Here is a 12,314-nt window from a genome sequence, read left to right as displayed (position 1 = left end):
GCGCGGTACGCTACTTGGCGTCCTGACGGGGGAAGACGACCTTCTGCACGACGATGATCACCGAGGCCGCGACCGGGATCGCGACCAGGGCGCCGAGCACGCCCGCGATGGTGCCGCCCGCCACCGCCGCGATCACGACGACCGCACCGGGGACCGAGACGGCCTTGTTCATGATGCGGGGGCTGAGGAGGTACGCCTCGACCTGCATGTAGACGAGGTAGTAGATCGCGGCGACCAGCGCGGTCAGCGGCGAGGCCAGGAGGCAGGCGAGCGAGATGATCACGGCGCCCGAGAGCGTGCCGACCAGCGGGATCAGGGAGCCGAGGAACGCGACGCAGGCCAGCAGCGCCGGCACCGGGGCGCCGATCGAGAGCAGCAGGATGAACGTGAGCACGCCGTTCACGCCGGCGAGCGAGACCTGGCCGACCACGTAGCGGCCCACGGCGCCGGTGATCTCGTCGCCGACCTCGTGCGCCTTCGCGCGGTGCGAGGCGGGGGCGAAGCGGTAGGCGACGGCCTTCATCGAGCGCAGCGACGCGAGGAAGTACAGCGTCAGGATCAGCACGATGACGGCGCCGGTCACGCCGCTGGCGATTCCGGTCCCGACCGCGATCAGTCCGCCGCCGAGCGAGAGCAGGTTGTTGGGGTTGCCGATGAAGCTCTGGACGCTCTCGATCAGCTCGTCGATGTCGATCACGCCGCGCAGCTGCTGCTCGAGGTCGAGCACCCACTGCTGCGAGGCGATGTCGGTGACGATCTGCGGGGCGCTCGTGACGAACATCGTCAGCTGCTCGACCAGGATCGGGATGATGTAGACCAGCAGGCCGGCGAAGATCAGCACCACCGCGGCGAAGACCGCCGTGATCGCGAGCGGCCTCGGCAGGCGCTTGCTCTCGAGCCAGGAGACCAGCGGATCGAGGCCGAGCGCGAAGAACAGCGCCACGAAGATGTAGGTCAGCACCGTGCCCAGCTGCACGACGAGGCCGCCCAGGACGAGCGCCACCAGCACGCCGAGCGCGCCGAACAGGCCGATGCGGAAGGAGCGGATCGTGAAGACCGGCTTCTCCGGGTCGGCGGAGACCACGATGTCCGGCTCGACCGCGGGCTGGGCGGGTGCCGACCGGCGCCGGCGGGAGCGGGCGAAGGCGCGCGGGGTCATCATGGGACGAGCGTAGCGGGGCGCCGGGAGGCCGCCCGGCGACCGGCCCACCCTTGACGCGGCCGTTCGAGCGGTGCTCCCGCCCGCTCAGCCCTCCGGATCGTGGTCGTCGACCGCGCCGTCGCCCCGGTGCAGAGCGGCGTGCCGCTCCCACTCGGTGAGCAGGTGCTCGATCGCCTCGTGGAAGCGCCGCGTGGCCGCTCCGGGCGACGTGTCGCCGAAGTAGCGGTGCACCCAGCGCTCCAGCCGCTCGACCGACTCCGGATCGTGCTCGGCGCTGTCGATCCGCGCGATGATCGCGGAGGCGTCCTCGGCGTGCAGCCACTCCGCGTCGCCGAGGTAGCCGCTCTCGTCGACCTCGGCCTCGGCGCTGACGGGCCGGGTGACCAGCAGCGGGCGCCCCGTGGCCAGCCGGTCGTAGACCATCGCCGACACGTCGAGGATCGCGAGGTCGGCGGCGGCGAGCTGCCAGCCGAGCTCGGCACCGGTGTCGTGCACGTGACCGGCGCGCGGATCGGCCGCGTTGGCGGCGGCGATCATCGCGACGATCGCCCGGTCGGCCGCGGCGTAGTCGGAGTCGACCGCGCCGCTGCGGGGATGCGGGCGGTAGACGAGCCGGAACCGCGGGTCGGCCAGGAGCCCGCGCACGAGGGCCGTGCCGTGGCTCCGGATCGAGCCGTAGCCCGCGGCGGGGCGGTCGCCCTCCCAGGTCGGCGCGTAGAGCACCACGCGGCGCTCGTCGGGCGTGAACGGCACGGCGCCGGCGAAGTGGTCCGCCTGAGGACGGCCGATGGCGAGGGCGCGCCTGTCGAAGTCGTAGTCCCAGAGCACGCGGCGCAGCCGGGCCAGGGCGGCGTCCCCGGCGATCATGCTGTAGTCGTACGCCTTGAACTGGTTCGTCGTCATGTACATCTTGTCGCTCTCGCCGTGGTTGACGAAGACGTGCCAGCGGCGCCCGTAGCGCATCATCTGGAAGTTGCGGGCGTTCTGGTTGACGTAGAGCACGATCCGCAGCGGCTGGCTCGCGATGGTGCTCTCGAGGTCGGCGACGGAGCGGACGTAGGCGACGGGGACCGGGCTCTCGCGCAGCAGCACCTCCGCGGCGCCGGCGTTGCGGCTGAGCAGCACGACCGGGTGCGTCTCCGCCAGCTCGGCCAGCGGCCGGTACCACTGCCGCAGCTGGTACAGGTTGATGTCGCCGTCGGCGAAGTAGACGCCGATCTCGAACCGGCCCTCGGGCAGCGGCCCGCGCTCCGCGAGCAGCCGGGTCACCGCGTGGCGGGCCCGGCGAGCCGCGAGCAGCTCGCCGCCCACCTTGCGCGCGAGTCGCGCGTCGGTGCGGAGGCGGGCGATCAGGGCACGGGGAGCGGGAGTCATCCGCCCCAGGGTACCGGCGACGGCCCCCGCGCCGGGGGCCTCGCACGGGCCGATCAGGCCGGGGTCACCCTCAGCCAGACGAACTGCAGCGGAGCGAGACGGAAGCCCTCGCGCAGGTCGACCGCGATCTCGGTGACCAGGTCGACCGCCTCCGCGGCGAACCCGCCGAACCGCTCGGCCGCGACCTCCTGGACCTCGTCCGACACGTTCGCGAGCACGAGCACCGACTCCCCGTCGCCGGGGCGCTGGTAGCCGAGCACGTGGTCGTTGACCGGGTCGAAGACGCTCAGCTCGGTGCCCGCGAACATCGGAACGGCCTTGCGCACGGCGATGAGGTGCAGCAGCCCGCCGAAGACCTCGCTCGCGGCCGTCCCCGGGACCTCGCGCTCGTCGTAGCGCTCCGCGGGGCGGCGCGGCCGGTTCACCCAGCGCGAGTCGCCGGCCGTCGTCGGGTCGTCGAGGTAGCCGTGGTCGTTGAGCTGGCCGACCTCGTCGCCGAGGTAGAGCAGCGGCAGCCCGCCGGTGCTCAGGGCGATCGAGTGCGCGAGCAGCACGCGGTCGATCCCGTAGGCGTCGCCCGCCTCCACTCCGGCGAGGGACGCGGTGGTGCCCGAGACGCGGCGGTCGCCGGTGCGCGGATTCTCCTGGAACGGCACTCCGCGGGCGAATGTGCCGTCGAACCGGTCCGTGTAGAAGTCGTTGAGGAACCGGCGGTGGCCGGCCGCGTCGATCCCGAGCTCGGCGGCGTCCTCGTCGGCGAAGGTCCAGCCGATGTCGTCGTGCCCGCGCACGTAGTTGACCCAGGCCGTGCCCTCGGGGAGGGCGTGCCGGCGCTCGAGGGCCTGCGAGAGGAGACGGACGTCGCGGGTGGCGAGCGCCTCCCAGGTGAGCGCCATCTGCAGCGGGTTGTACGAGAGCTGGCACTCCTCGACGTCGATGTACTCGATCACCTCGTCGGGGTGCACGATCGCCTCGGACTTGAACAGCAGCGCCGGAGCGGCCAGGCGGCAGACCTCGTTGAACGCGCGCAGCAGCAGGTGCGCCTGCGGCTGCGACTCGCAGGTGGTGCCGAGCTCCTTCCAGATGAACGCGACCGCGTCCATCCTCAGGGCGTCGATCCCCTGGTTGGCGAGGAAGAGCATCTCTCCCGCCATCGCCCGGAACACCTCGGGGTTGGAGTAGTTGAGGTCCCACTGGTAGCGGTGGAACGTGGCCCAGACCCAGCGCCCGTCCTCCAGCTGCACGAAGGAGCCGGGATGGTCGTCCGGGAAGATCTCGCGCGTCGTGCGCTCGAAGGCGTCGGGCTGCTCCCGGTCCGGGTAGATCCAGTAGTAGTCCTCGAAGCGCTGCTCGCCGGCGAGCGCGCGCTGCGCCCACTCGTGCTCGTTCGAGGTGTGGTTGAAGACGAAGTCGACCACGAGTGCGATGCCCTGCTCGCGCAGCTCGGAGGCCAGCCCGCGGAGCTGCTCCATGTCGCCGAGGTCCGGCCGCACGCGCCGGTAGCTCGAGACCGCGTAGCCCCCGTCCGACTCGCCCTCGGGCGCATTGAAGAGCGGCATCAGGTGCAGGTAGTTCAGGCCGATCTCGCGGAGGTACGGGATCTCGGCGCGCAGCCCCTCGAGGTCGCCCGCGTAGCGGTCGACGTAGCAGACCCCGCCCAGAGCCTTGTTCGAGAGGAACCAGGTCGGGTGCTGCTCGCGGGCGCGGTCGAGCGCGCGGAGCTCCTCGGGCCGCTCCTCCCAGGAGGCGGCGGCGAGCTCGACGATCGCGACCAGCTGGTCCTCGAGGTCGTCGCGGCCGGCGTACACCGTGGCGAGCAGATCGACCAGGCGCGGGAGGTGCTCGTCGAGGCGGCCGGAGAACTCGTCGTCGACGGCGCCGAGGCGCTCGCGGACCGCCGTCAGGAGGTCCGGTCCGGCAGGGGTCGCCTCCGCCTCGGCGCGCTCGGGCGGGGAGAGCTGGGTCGAATCGAACACCGTCGTCCTTTCGGGGGCCCCGGCGGGGGCGGATTCCCCGATGCTAGACGATCGGCGGACGCCCGGCGAACGCCATCCGGAGCACCGTGCGGGCCGAGAGGACGCGCCGGCCGCCCGGATCCGAGCGCCATCCCTCCCGCCAGCCGGCGAACCAGGCACGCAGGGCGGCCGGGTCGCGACGCCAGCGGAGGCACTGGATCGCGGTCCAGGACCCCACGTAGACGAGCGCCAGAGGTGCGGCGAGGTTGCGGCGGGCGAGCCAGACGCGGTTGCGCGCGTTCAGCCGGTAGTAGTCGGCGTGCCGGGTCGGCTGGATGACCGGGTGCTGGGCGACGAGCTCTCCCGCGTACCAGGCGGTGCGACCCGTGTCCCAGACCCGCCAGGCCAGCTCGATGCCCTCGTGGGCGTAGAAGAACGGAGCCGCCCAGCCGCCCGTCCGGGCGAACACATCGCGCCGCAGCACGACCGCTCCCTCCCAGACCGAGAAGACGGGGCCGGAGCGGCGGGGGTCGCCCTTGAGGATCCGCGGGATCCAGCGCCTTGGGCTCGGCGTGCCGTCCGTGCTGTCGACGCGGGGCTGCACCAGGCCGATGCGGCGGTTCGAGGCGAGCAGCGCGATCGCGTCGACGAGGAAGCGGGGAGACGGGATCCGGGCGTCGTCGTCGAGGAAGAAGAGGTACTCCCCCGCGACGGCGTCGACTCCGGCGTTCCGGCCCGCGGGGATGCCGAGGTTCTCGGGCAGCGCCAGGGCGCGCACTCCCTCGGGCAGGCCGTCGGGCTCCCAGCCGTTGCCGACGCAGACGACGTCCAGCTCGACGCCCTCCTGCGCGAGGACGCCGGCCAGCCCCGCGGCGAGGTCGTCGGGCCGGGTCCCCTGCGTCAGGACGACGACGCCGACCCGCGGCTCAGGAGCGGACACGCTTGGACGCCATGATCGCGACGAAGTGGCCGACCAGGGCGAGGAGGGCGAGCGGCAGCAGCGCCCCGACGAGGACCCGGTCGGCCGTGCCCGCTCCGACGACGAGGCCCACGAGGGCGGTCGCGAAGGCCAGCATCGTCAGCTCGACGGAGTGGTAGAGGCGGTGGAAGGGCAGGAAGCGGGCCGCGCGGCGAAGCCTCGCCAGCCCGGACGAGGACGGCGCAGCCTCACCCTTCGTGTCCGCCAGCTTCGTGAGACCGGCGTTCGCGCGCGCCACGTGCACCATGTCGTTGAGCGCCTTGTTGAGGACGATCACCAGGGCCAGGGCGAAGCCGATCGTGGTCCAGAGGAAGTCCGCCGGCGCCTCGAACGGGACGCCCGCCGCCCGCAGCCCGAGCGCGATCGGAATCAGCGCCTCGGTCGTGTAGTGCCCGACCTTGTCGAGGAACACGCCCGCCGGCGAGGACGTGCGGCGCCAGCGCGCGACCTCGCCGTCGCAGCAGTCCACCAGCATCTGCAGCTGGCCGAGGAGCAGCGCCAGCGCCGCTCCGGCGATCCCCGGGATCAGGAGGGCTGCCGCCGCGCTCCAGCCGACCAGGATCATCAGCCCGGTGACGCCGTTCGCCGAGATCGAGGTCTTCAGCAGCAGCCAGGTCAGGTAGGGCGAGAAGCGGCGCAGGTAGAGCGACGCCGTCCAGTGCTCGGCGTTGCGGCGCCCGCGCACCTCCGGGGGCTGCGCGACGGCGCGCAGCTCGGCGATGGAGCGGGGTCTCGTCGTCGTGGTCATGCGCCCCTCGGCGAGTCGGACCGCGGCTGGTGGCGGTGGGCGGAGATGTTGCTGGTCAGCCCGGCGAAGCCGAGCACGAAGCCGGTCCCCCAGGCCACGTGGACCGCCGGGATGACCACGGCGAACCACAGCATCGCACGCGCGCCGTCCGGCCGCGCGACCACGAGAGTGGCCGCCGCCACCAGGAGGAGGTAGGCGGCGGGCACCGCGAACCCGAGCAGGAGCCAGGGCGCGGCTCCGGCGAGCGCCTGGACGACTCCCGCCAGCCCGACGAGCAGCCCGATGGCGAGCATGGCGACGAGCACGGGCGGAGCGAAGTAGCGCAGCGACCGCGAGGCCGGGAACATCCGGGTGAGCTCGCCGCGCCACATCCCGGTCGAGAGGAACTGCCGGAGCAGCGCGCGCATCGAGGGCCGCGGCCGGTAGGTGACGGTGAGGCGCGGAGTGAACCAGACGACCTCGCCGCGCTCGCGCAGCCGCCGGTTCAGCTCCCAGTCCTGCCCGCGCTTGAAGCGCTCGTCGAACAGGCCGGCGCGCTCGAGGGCGGAGCGGCGGAAGACGCCGAGGTACACCGTGTCGGCCGGGCCCTCCTCGCCTCCCACGTGGTGGGGCGTGCCGCCCAGGCCGATGCGGGAGCCGTACGCCCGGGCGACCGCGCGCTGGAACGGGGTGAGGCCCTCCGCCGCCATCACTCCGCCGACGTTCGCCGCTCCGGAGCGCTGCAGCGCCTCGACCGCCGTGCGCGCGTACTCGGGCGGCAGGACGGAGTGCGCGTCGACCCGGACGACGACCGGGTGGCGCGAGGCGCGGATCGCGGCGTTGAGGCCCGCAGGAGTGGAGCCGACCTCGTTCGGCACGACGCGGATCCGCGGGTCGGCCGCGCTCAGCTCGGCGACGAGCTGCTCCGTGCCGTCGATGCTCGGGGCGACGGCGAGGACGACGTCGAAGGGGCCGGTGTAGTCCTGATGCAGCAGCGAGTCGACCGCGGCGCGCACGTGGGCGACCTCGTTGAGGACGGGCATGACGTAGGAGACGCCGGGCAGGTCGGAGAGGTCGTCTTCCGGGATCTCGTGCTGCATGGGTCCAGTTCGTGCGGGAGGAGCGCGGGCGCAGGGATCCACCACCCTACCAGCGGGGAGCGCCGCGCCCCGGGCCGGGCCCGGACGCGGAACAGCCCCCCGGGGACGGATCCTCGAGGGGCTGTGCACGGTGGCGGAGCACAGCCCCCCGGGGACGGATCCTCGAGGGGCTGTGCGCGGCGGCGGAGGGTCAGCCGGCGGCCATCTGGCCGAGCGTCGCCTTCGCCTGGTAGCTCTGGCCGTTGCGGACGTAGGTCAGCTCGACCGCGGCGTTCGCGGCCTGCGCGCGGACCTGCGCGGTGAGGTCGGACGCGCTCGTGATCGGAGTGCTGTCGATCGCGGTGATGATGTCGCCCTTGGCGAGACCGGCCGCCTGCGCGGCACCGCCTCCGGAGACCTCCTCGATGCGGGCGCCGAGGACGTCCGCGGTCGAGTCGGAGACGCTCGCGCCGAGCAGGCCGTGCGAGGCGGAGCCGTTCGCGATGATCTCCTTCGCGATGCGCTCGGCGATCGCGCTGGGGATCGCGAATCCGACTCCGATGTTGCCGGACTGGCCGCTCGAGGAGGACTGGCCGGCGCTCGCGATCGCGACGTTCACGCCGATCAGCTCGCCGTCGCTGTCGAGCAGCGCGCCGCCGGAGTTGCCCGGGTTGATCGCCGCGTCGGTCTGGATGACGGGCAGCGAGATGGTGCTCTTCGCCTGGGTCGGCGCCTGCTGGCCCGGGATGTCGAAGTTGAACGGGCTCTCGGTGCCGCCGCTCGAGCTGTCGCCCGAGTCGTCCGGAGCCGCCGAGGAGGCGACCTGGATGCTGCGGTTGAGCGCGCTGACGATGCCGTCGGTCACGGTTCCGGAGAGGCCGAGCGGGGCGCCGATGGCGACCGCCGTGTCGCCGACGTTGATCTTGGTGGAATCCGCGAACGTCATCGGGCTGAGGTCGGTCGCGCCGGTCAGCTTGATGACGGCGAGGTCGAGGGTCGGGTCGGTGCCGACGACGGTCGCGTCGAAGATCCGGCCGTCGCTGGTCGTGACCGAGACGGTGCCGTTCGCGATCTCGCCGTCGAGGGTGACCACGTGGGTGTTGGTCAGGACGTAGCCGTCCTTCGAGAGCACGATGCCGGAGCCGGTGCCGGCGGACGAGCTGCCGCTCACCGCGATGGTGACGACGCTCGGAGTGGCCTTGGCGGCGACCGCGGTGGCGGTCGTGGCGTCCTCGGCGTTGTTGACCGTGATCGTCTGCGAGCCGCCGGCGGAGACCACGCGGGTCCCGCCGCCGTTGGAGGCGGACCAGAGGCCGAACACGCCCGCTCCCGCGACTCCGCCCACGACCGCGCCGATGGCGAGCGCCGCGACGACGCCCACTCCGGCGCGGCGCTTCGTGGCGGTGGGGGCGGGGGTGTACTCGGCGCCCGGGCCGAAGGGGCTCGAGGAGGGCGGCTCCTCGGAGCCGTGCAGGGTGTTCGCCGCGGGCGGCGCGTACTGCCCGTAGCGGGCCGGCTGGGAGACGGGCTGCGCCTCGTTGCCGGCCGTCGCGTTCGGCGTGTACGGCGGCTGGGTGGCCGAGGAGGAGGGGTAGGGGACGGTCGGGTTCTCGCTCTCGCGGTGCGCTCCGCCCCGGTGGATCGGCTCGGTGGGCCCGGTGGTCGAGGACGACTCTCCGGAGCTCTCGCCGGGGGTGCGCTCGGTCGCCTCTCGGGCGCCGGACTCCGTCGGCGTGGTGGGTTCCTCCGGCTGACGAGGACCCTCGTGACTCTCGGTCATGGGTGCTGCTCCTTCCAAGCGGGGATAGCTTGGCGATCGTACCTGGGGGTTTCTTATGACGGGCCTGCGAGCGGGAAATGAAACCGGCCGGACTGCTCGAGCGGGCACACTGGGCACGTGAGCATTCCCGGATCCTGGTCCCGCGCCGCGGCGGGCGCCGGCCTCCTCGGCCCCGGTGGCGAGGTCGCCGCCACCGTCTTCAGCGAGATGAGCGCGCTCGCCCTGCGCACCGGAGCGGTGAACCTCGGCCAGGGCTTCCCGGACGAGGACGGCCCGCGCGAGATCCTCGACGCCGCGCGCGACGCCATCGCGTCCGGGCTCAACCAGTACCCGCCGGGTCCCGGCTTCCCCGTCCTGCGCGAGGCGATCGCCGCGCACCGGCTGCGCTTCTCCGGGATCTCCCTCGACCCCGACGGCGAGGTCCTCGTCACCACGGGCGCCACCGAGGCCCTGGCCGCGGCTCTGCTGGCCCTGCTCGAGCCGGGCGACGAGGTCGTCACCTTCACGCCCCACTACGACGCCTACGGAGCCCTGATCGCCCTGGCAGGAGGGGTGCATCGCACCGTGCTCCTGCGCGGCCCCTCCTTCGCGGTCGACCACGACGAGCTGACCGCCGCGGTGAGCGACCGCACGCGCGTCATCCTGGTGAACGACCCGCACAACCCGACCGGTGCCGTCCTCCCGGCCGAGACCCGCGAGCTGATCGTGCGGCTCGCCGAGCGGCACGACGCCGTGATCCTGACGGACGAGGTCTACGAGCACCTGCGCTTCGACACCCCGCACGTCCCGCTGGCCTCCCTTCCCGGAGCCTTCGAGCGGACGCTGTCCGTCTCCTCGGCGGGCAAGACCTTCAGCACCACGGGCTGGAAGATCGGCTGGGTGACGGGCCCGCGCGAGCTGATCACGGCCGTCCTCGCCGTGAAGCAGTTCCTCACCTACGTCAGCGGCTCGCCGTTCCAGGGGGCCGTCGCCCTCGGGCTCGGGCTCCCGGACGCCTTCTTCACCGGCGCGGCGCAGACTCTTGCGGCCAAGAAGGACCTGCTGTCGGCGGGCCTGGCTGCTGCGGGCTTCGGCGTCGCGCCCTCCTCGGGCGGCTACTTCGTCGTCGCGGACGCGGCACCGCTCGGCTACGACGACGGGGTCGAGCTCTGCCGGGCGCTCCCGGATCTCGCGGGAGTGGTGGCGGTGCCCGTGTCGGCGTTCTGCCGCCCCGAGGACGCCGCTCCCTACCGCTCGCTCGTCCGCTTCGCCTTCTGCAAGCGGTTCGAGGTGCTGGAGACCGCGGTCGCGGGCATCGCCCGCATGGCGCGCTGAGGAGCCGGCCTCAGCGGATTTGGTCGCATGCCCGGCGCCGTCGGCCCGGGGGCGGCGGTCAGAGCGGCAGCACCCGGAAGCGCCGCAGCGCGAGAGCGGGGTTCTTCGCGCGCGCCGCGTCGATCCGCTCGCGCGAGACCCAGGCGACGGCGACATCCTCGACCTCGCCGAGGGTGACGATCTCGACGCCCATCGGATCGACGATCATGCTCGTGCCGACCCCGATCGGCGGGGTCTGGTCGGCTGCGACGAGGTACACCGTGTTCTCGAGCGCGCGGGCGGTGACCAGCGTCCGCCAGTGCGCCTCCTTGAGCGGGCCGCGCACCCACTCGGCCGGTGCCGCGATGACGTCGACCCCGGCGTCGACCAGCCAGCGGCTGACCTCCGGGAAGCGCAGGTCGTAGCAGGTCTGCAGCCCGACGACGAGGCCGCCGACCTCGAACGTCTCGGGTGCGGCGATCTCCCCCGCGGCGACCCACTCCGACTCGGTCTGGCCGAAGGCGTCGTACAGGTGCAGCTTGCGGTAGCGGGCCACGAGCGCGCCCTCGGGGTCGAGCGCGACGAGCGTGTTCGCGATGCGGCGCCCGTCCACCGCCTCGACCATGCCCGCCACGAGGTGGATCCGGAGCTCGCGCGCGAGCGCCGCGAGAGCCGTGACGAACGGGCCGTCGAGCGCCTCGCCCGCCGCGACCAGCTCGGGCCCGAGCGGATCGGTGAAGGCGGAGCTGTACTCCGGCAGCACCACCATGCTCGCGCCGCGCTCGGCGGCGATCCGGGCCAGGCGCCCGATCGTCGCGATGTTCGCCTCCCGGTCCGTCGAGGGGGCGAACTGCGCGACGGCCATGCCGACGGCGCCGGTCATCAGCTCGGCGGGTAGAGGAAGAGGGCGACCTGGGAGGCCGGGATGGTGCGCTTGTGGTACGCGTGGTCGTTGCCCCAGTTGTACTCCTCGAGCGAGACCGTGCCGTCGGAGTTGACGGCCTGCACGTACGCGACGTGGTTGCCGGTGAACCAGGCGACCGCGCCGGGGACGGGCGTGCTGCTGGTCACCCAGCCGTGGGAGGCCCACTGGCCGGCCCACGCGTAGGCGCTGCCTCCACCCGGAGTCATGTTGCCCCAGGTCCACTTGAAGGGTGCGCTCGTCGAGCCCTGGTCGCGGTTGATCCGCCAGGCGACGAAGTCGACGCACTCGCGGTAGTAGTACCGCAGCGGCGAGAGGCCGCCGCCCTGGTCGTCGGTGAGCTGGTCGCGCCAGGGGTAGTCGTCGCCCTCCTCGCGGGGCGTGACCGAGGTGCTGGTGCCGCCGCTGCCCGCGGCGGCGCCGTCCGCGCCGGTCGTGCCTGCCGCGGCCTGCGCCTCCTGGGCGAGGCGGGCGGTCTCGGCGTCGCGGGCGGCCTGCTCGGCGGCGGCGAGCGCGCGCGCCTGGGCGGCCGCCTCGTCGAGCTGGGCCTGGGTCGGTGCGGTGAAGGAGTCGCGGATGACCTGCTCCTGGACCGCGGTCGGCGCGACGGTGAGCTTCTGGTTGCCGAGCGCCTGCACGCGGGCGGCGGCCTCGACGGCGGCCTGCGAATCGGGTGCCGGGTCGAAGGAGTAGGCGGGGAGCGCGGAGACCGCCACGAGGCCCGCGATGGCGGCGAGGGCGACCGTGCTGACGGTCGCGCGGAAGACACGGCCCCGGCGGCGCCGCACGGGGCGGACGGGCGTGAGGACCGGAGTGGCGACGCGTGCCGCGGGCAGCGCGTGCGGCGCCTGCCGCGGGCTCCGCCGGGTCAGGCGGTCGCCGAGCCCCTCGTCCGAGCCGTCGTCCCCGCGTTCGTCCCTCACAGCAGCACCCCTCGCATCGGGGTCGAGCCTAACGTGCGGGCCGGTCCGGCACACGCGCCGGCGCGGAGCGTCGGGAGGCCGGTCCGCGGATGCGGGTCGCGCGAGGCCGGCACGAAGTCG

The 12,314-nt window shown here is 73.3% G+C and carries 10 protein-coding genes; 1 reads left to right on the top strand and 9 read right to left on the bottom strand.

Going from position 1 to position 12,314, the window contains the following annotated elements:
• Positions 1-10: 10 nt before the first annotated feature.
• The 7 genes from C5C46_RS12810 to C5C46_RS12780 all read right to left on the bottom strand — a co-directional run bounded on the left by C5C46_RS12810 (position 11) and on the right by C5C46_RS12780 (position 9,056).
• On the bottom strand, positions 11-1,162 hold the full coding sequence (locus C5C46_RS12810; RefSeq protein WP_244229611.1) for an AI-2E family transporter: 1,152 nt from the start codon (positions 1,160-1,162) through the stop codon (positions 11-13).
• 84 nt (positions 1,163-1,246) lie between these two features.
• Positions 1,247-2,536: a hypothetical protein gene (locus C5C46_RS12805; RefSeq protein ID WP_244229610.1), complete on the bottom strand. Its 1,290-nt coding sequence runs from the start codon at positions 2,534-2,536 to the stop codon at positions 1,247-1,249.
• A 53-nt stretch (positions 2,537-2,589) separates the two neighbouring features.
• Entirely contained in the window at positions 2,590-4,440 is a 1,851-nt protein-coding gene (locus C5C46_RS12800) for an amylosucrase (RefSeq protein WP_104226980.1), read from the bottom strand.
• Between the two features lie 115 nt (positions 4,441-4,555).
• Complete coding sequence (locus C5C46_RS12795; RefSeq protein ID WP_104226957.1) at positions 4,556-5,431, bottom strand: glycosyltransferase family 2 protein; 876 nt, start codon at positions 5,429-5,431, stop codon at positions 4,556-4,558.
• Positions 5,418-6,218, bottom strand: coding sequence for a CDP-alcohol phosphatidyltransferase family protein (locus C5C46_RS12790; RefSeq protein WP_104226956.1), 801 nt, complete (start codon positions 6,216-6,218; stop codon positions 5,418-5,420). Before C5C46_RS12790 ends, C5C46_RS12795 begins: the two co-directional genes overlap by 14 nt.
• Positions 6,215-7,297, bottom strand: a complete 1,083-nt coding sequence (locus C5C46_RS12785) for a glycosyltransferase family 2 protein (protein ID WP_181027226.1) — start codon at positions 7,295-7,297, stop codon at positions 6,215-6,217. The genes C5C46_RS12790 and C5C46_RS12785 overlap by 4 nt, the downstream gene beginning before the upstream one ends.
• 190 nt (positions 7,298-7,487) lie before the next feature.
• Complete coding sequence (locus C5C46_RS12780; protein WP_104226955.1) at positions 7,488-9,056, bottom strand: S1C family serine protease; 1,569 nt, start codon at positions 9,054-9,056, stop codon at positions 7,488-7,490.
• A gap of 117 nt (positions 9,057-9,173) precedes the next feature.
• Between C5C46_RS12780 and C5C46_RS12775 the strand changes: the two genes are divergently transcribed.
• On the top strand, positions 9,174-10,370 hold the full coding sequence (locus C5C46_RS12775) for an aminotransferase class I/II-fold pyridoxal phosphate-dependent enzyme (RefSeq protein WP_104226954.1): 1,197 nt from the start codon (positions 9,174-9,176) through the stop codon (positions 10,368-10,370).
• 58 nt (positions 10,371-10,428) lie between these two features.
• On the opposite strand, the gene C5C46_RS12770 is transcribed toward C5C46_RS12775, so the two are convergent.
• Both C5C46_RS12770 and C5C46_RS12765 read right to left on the bottom strand, forming a co-directional pair.
• Positions 10,429-11,232 (bottom strand): carbon-nitrogen hydrolase family protein, encoded by an 804-nt coding sequence (locus C5C46_RS12770; RefSeq protein WP_104226953.1) that lies wholly within the window; start codon positions 11,230-11,232, stop codon positions 10,429-10,431.
• Positions 11,232-12,194: a CHAP domain-containing protein gene (locus C5C46_RS12765; protein WP_146078989.1), complete on the bottom strand. Its 963-nt coding sequence runs from the start codon at positions 12,192-12,194 to the stop codon at positions 11,232-11,234. The genes C5C46_RS12770 and C5C46_RS12765 overlap by 1 nt, the downstream gene beginning before the upstream one ends.
• Between the last annotated feature and the right edge of the window lie 120 nt (positions 12,195-12,314).

This window comes from Rathayibacter sp. AY1E6 (genome assembly GCF_002931115.1).
GTDB lineage: Bacteria > Actinomycetota > Actinomycetes > Actinomycetales > Microbacteriaceae > Rathayibacter.
Note: the sequence above shows the minus strand (reverse complement) of the source record. Positions and strands in the feature narration are given on the sequence as shown.

What these genes read in the sequence shown, in the direction of transcription:
- C5C46_RS12790 (WP_104226956.1), bottom strand. Translation starts at nt 6,218, where the DNA reads ATGACCACGACGACGAGACCCCGCTCCATCGCCGAGCTGCGCGCCGTC.
- C5C46_RS12805 (WP_244229610.1), bottom strand. Translation starts at nt 2,536, where the DNA reads ATGACTCCCGCTCCCCGTGCCCTGATCGCCCGCCTCCGCACCGACGCG.
- C5C46_RS12785 (WP_181027226.1), bottom strand. Translation starts at nt 7,297, where the DNA reads ATGCAGCACGAGATCCCGGAAGACGACCTCTCCGACCTGCCCGGCGTC.
- C5C46_RS12770 (WP_104226953.1), bottom strand. Translation starts at nt 11,232, where the DNA reads ATGACCGGCGCCGTCGGCATGGCCGTCGCGCAGTTCGCCCCCTCGACG.
- C5C46_RS12810 (WP_244229611.1), bottom strand. Translation starts at nt 1,162, where the DNA reads ATGATGACCCCGCGCGCCTTCGCCCGCTCCCGCCGGCGCCGGTCGGCA.
- C5C46_RS12780 (WP_104226955.1), bottom strand. Translation starts at nt 9,056, where the DNA reads ATGACCGAGAGTCACGAGGGTCCTCGTCAGCCGGAGGAACCCACCACG.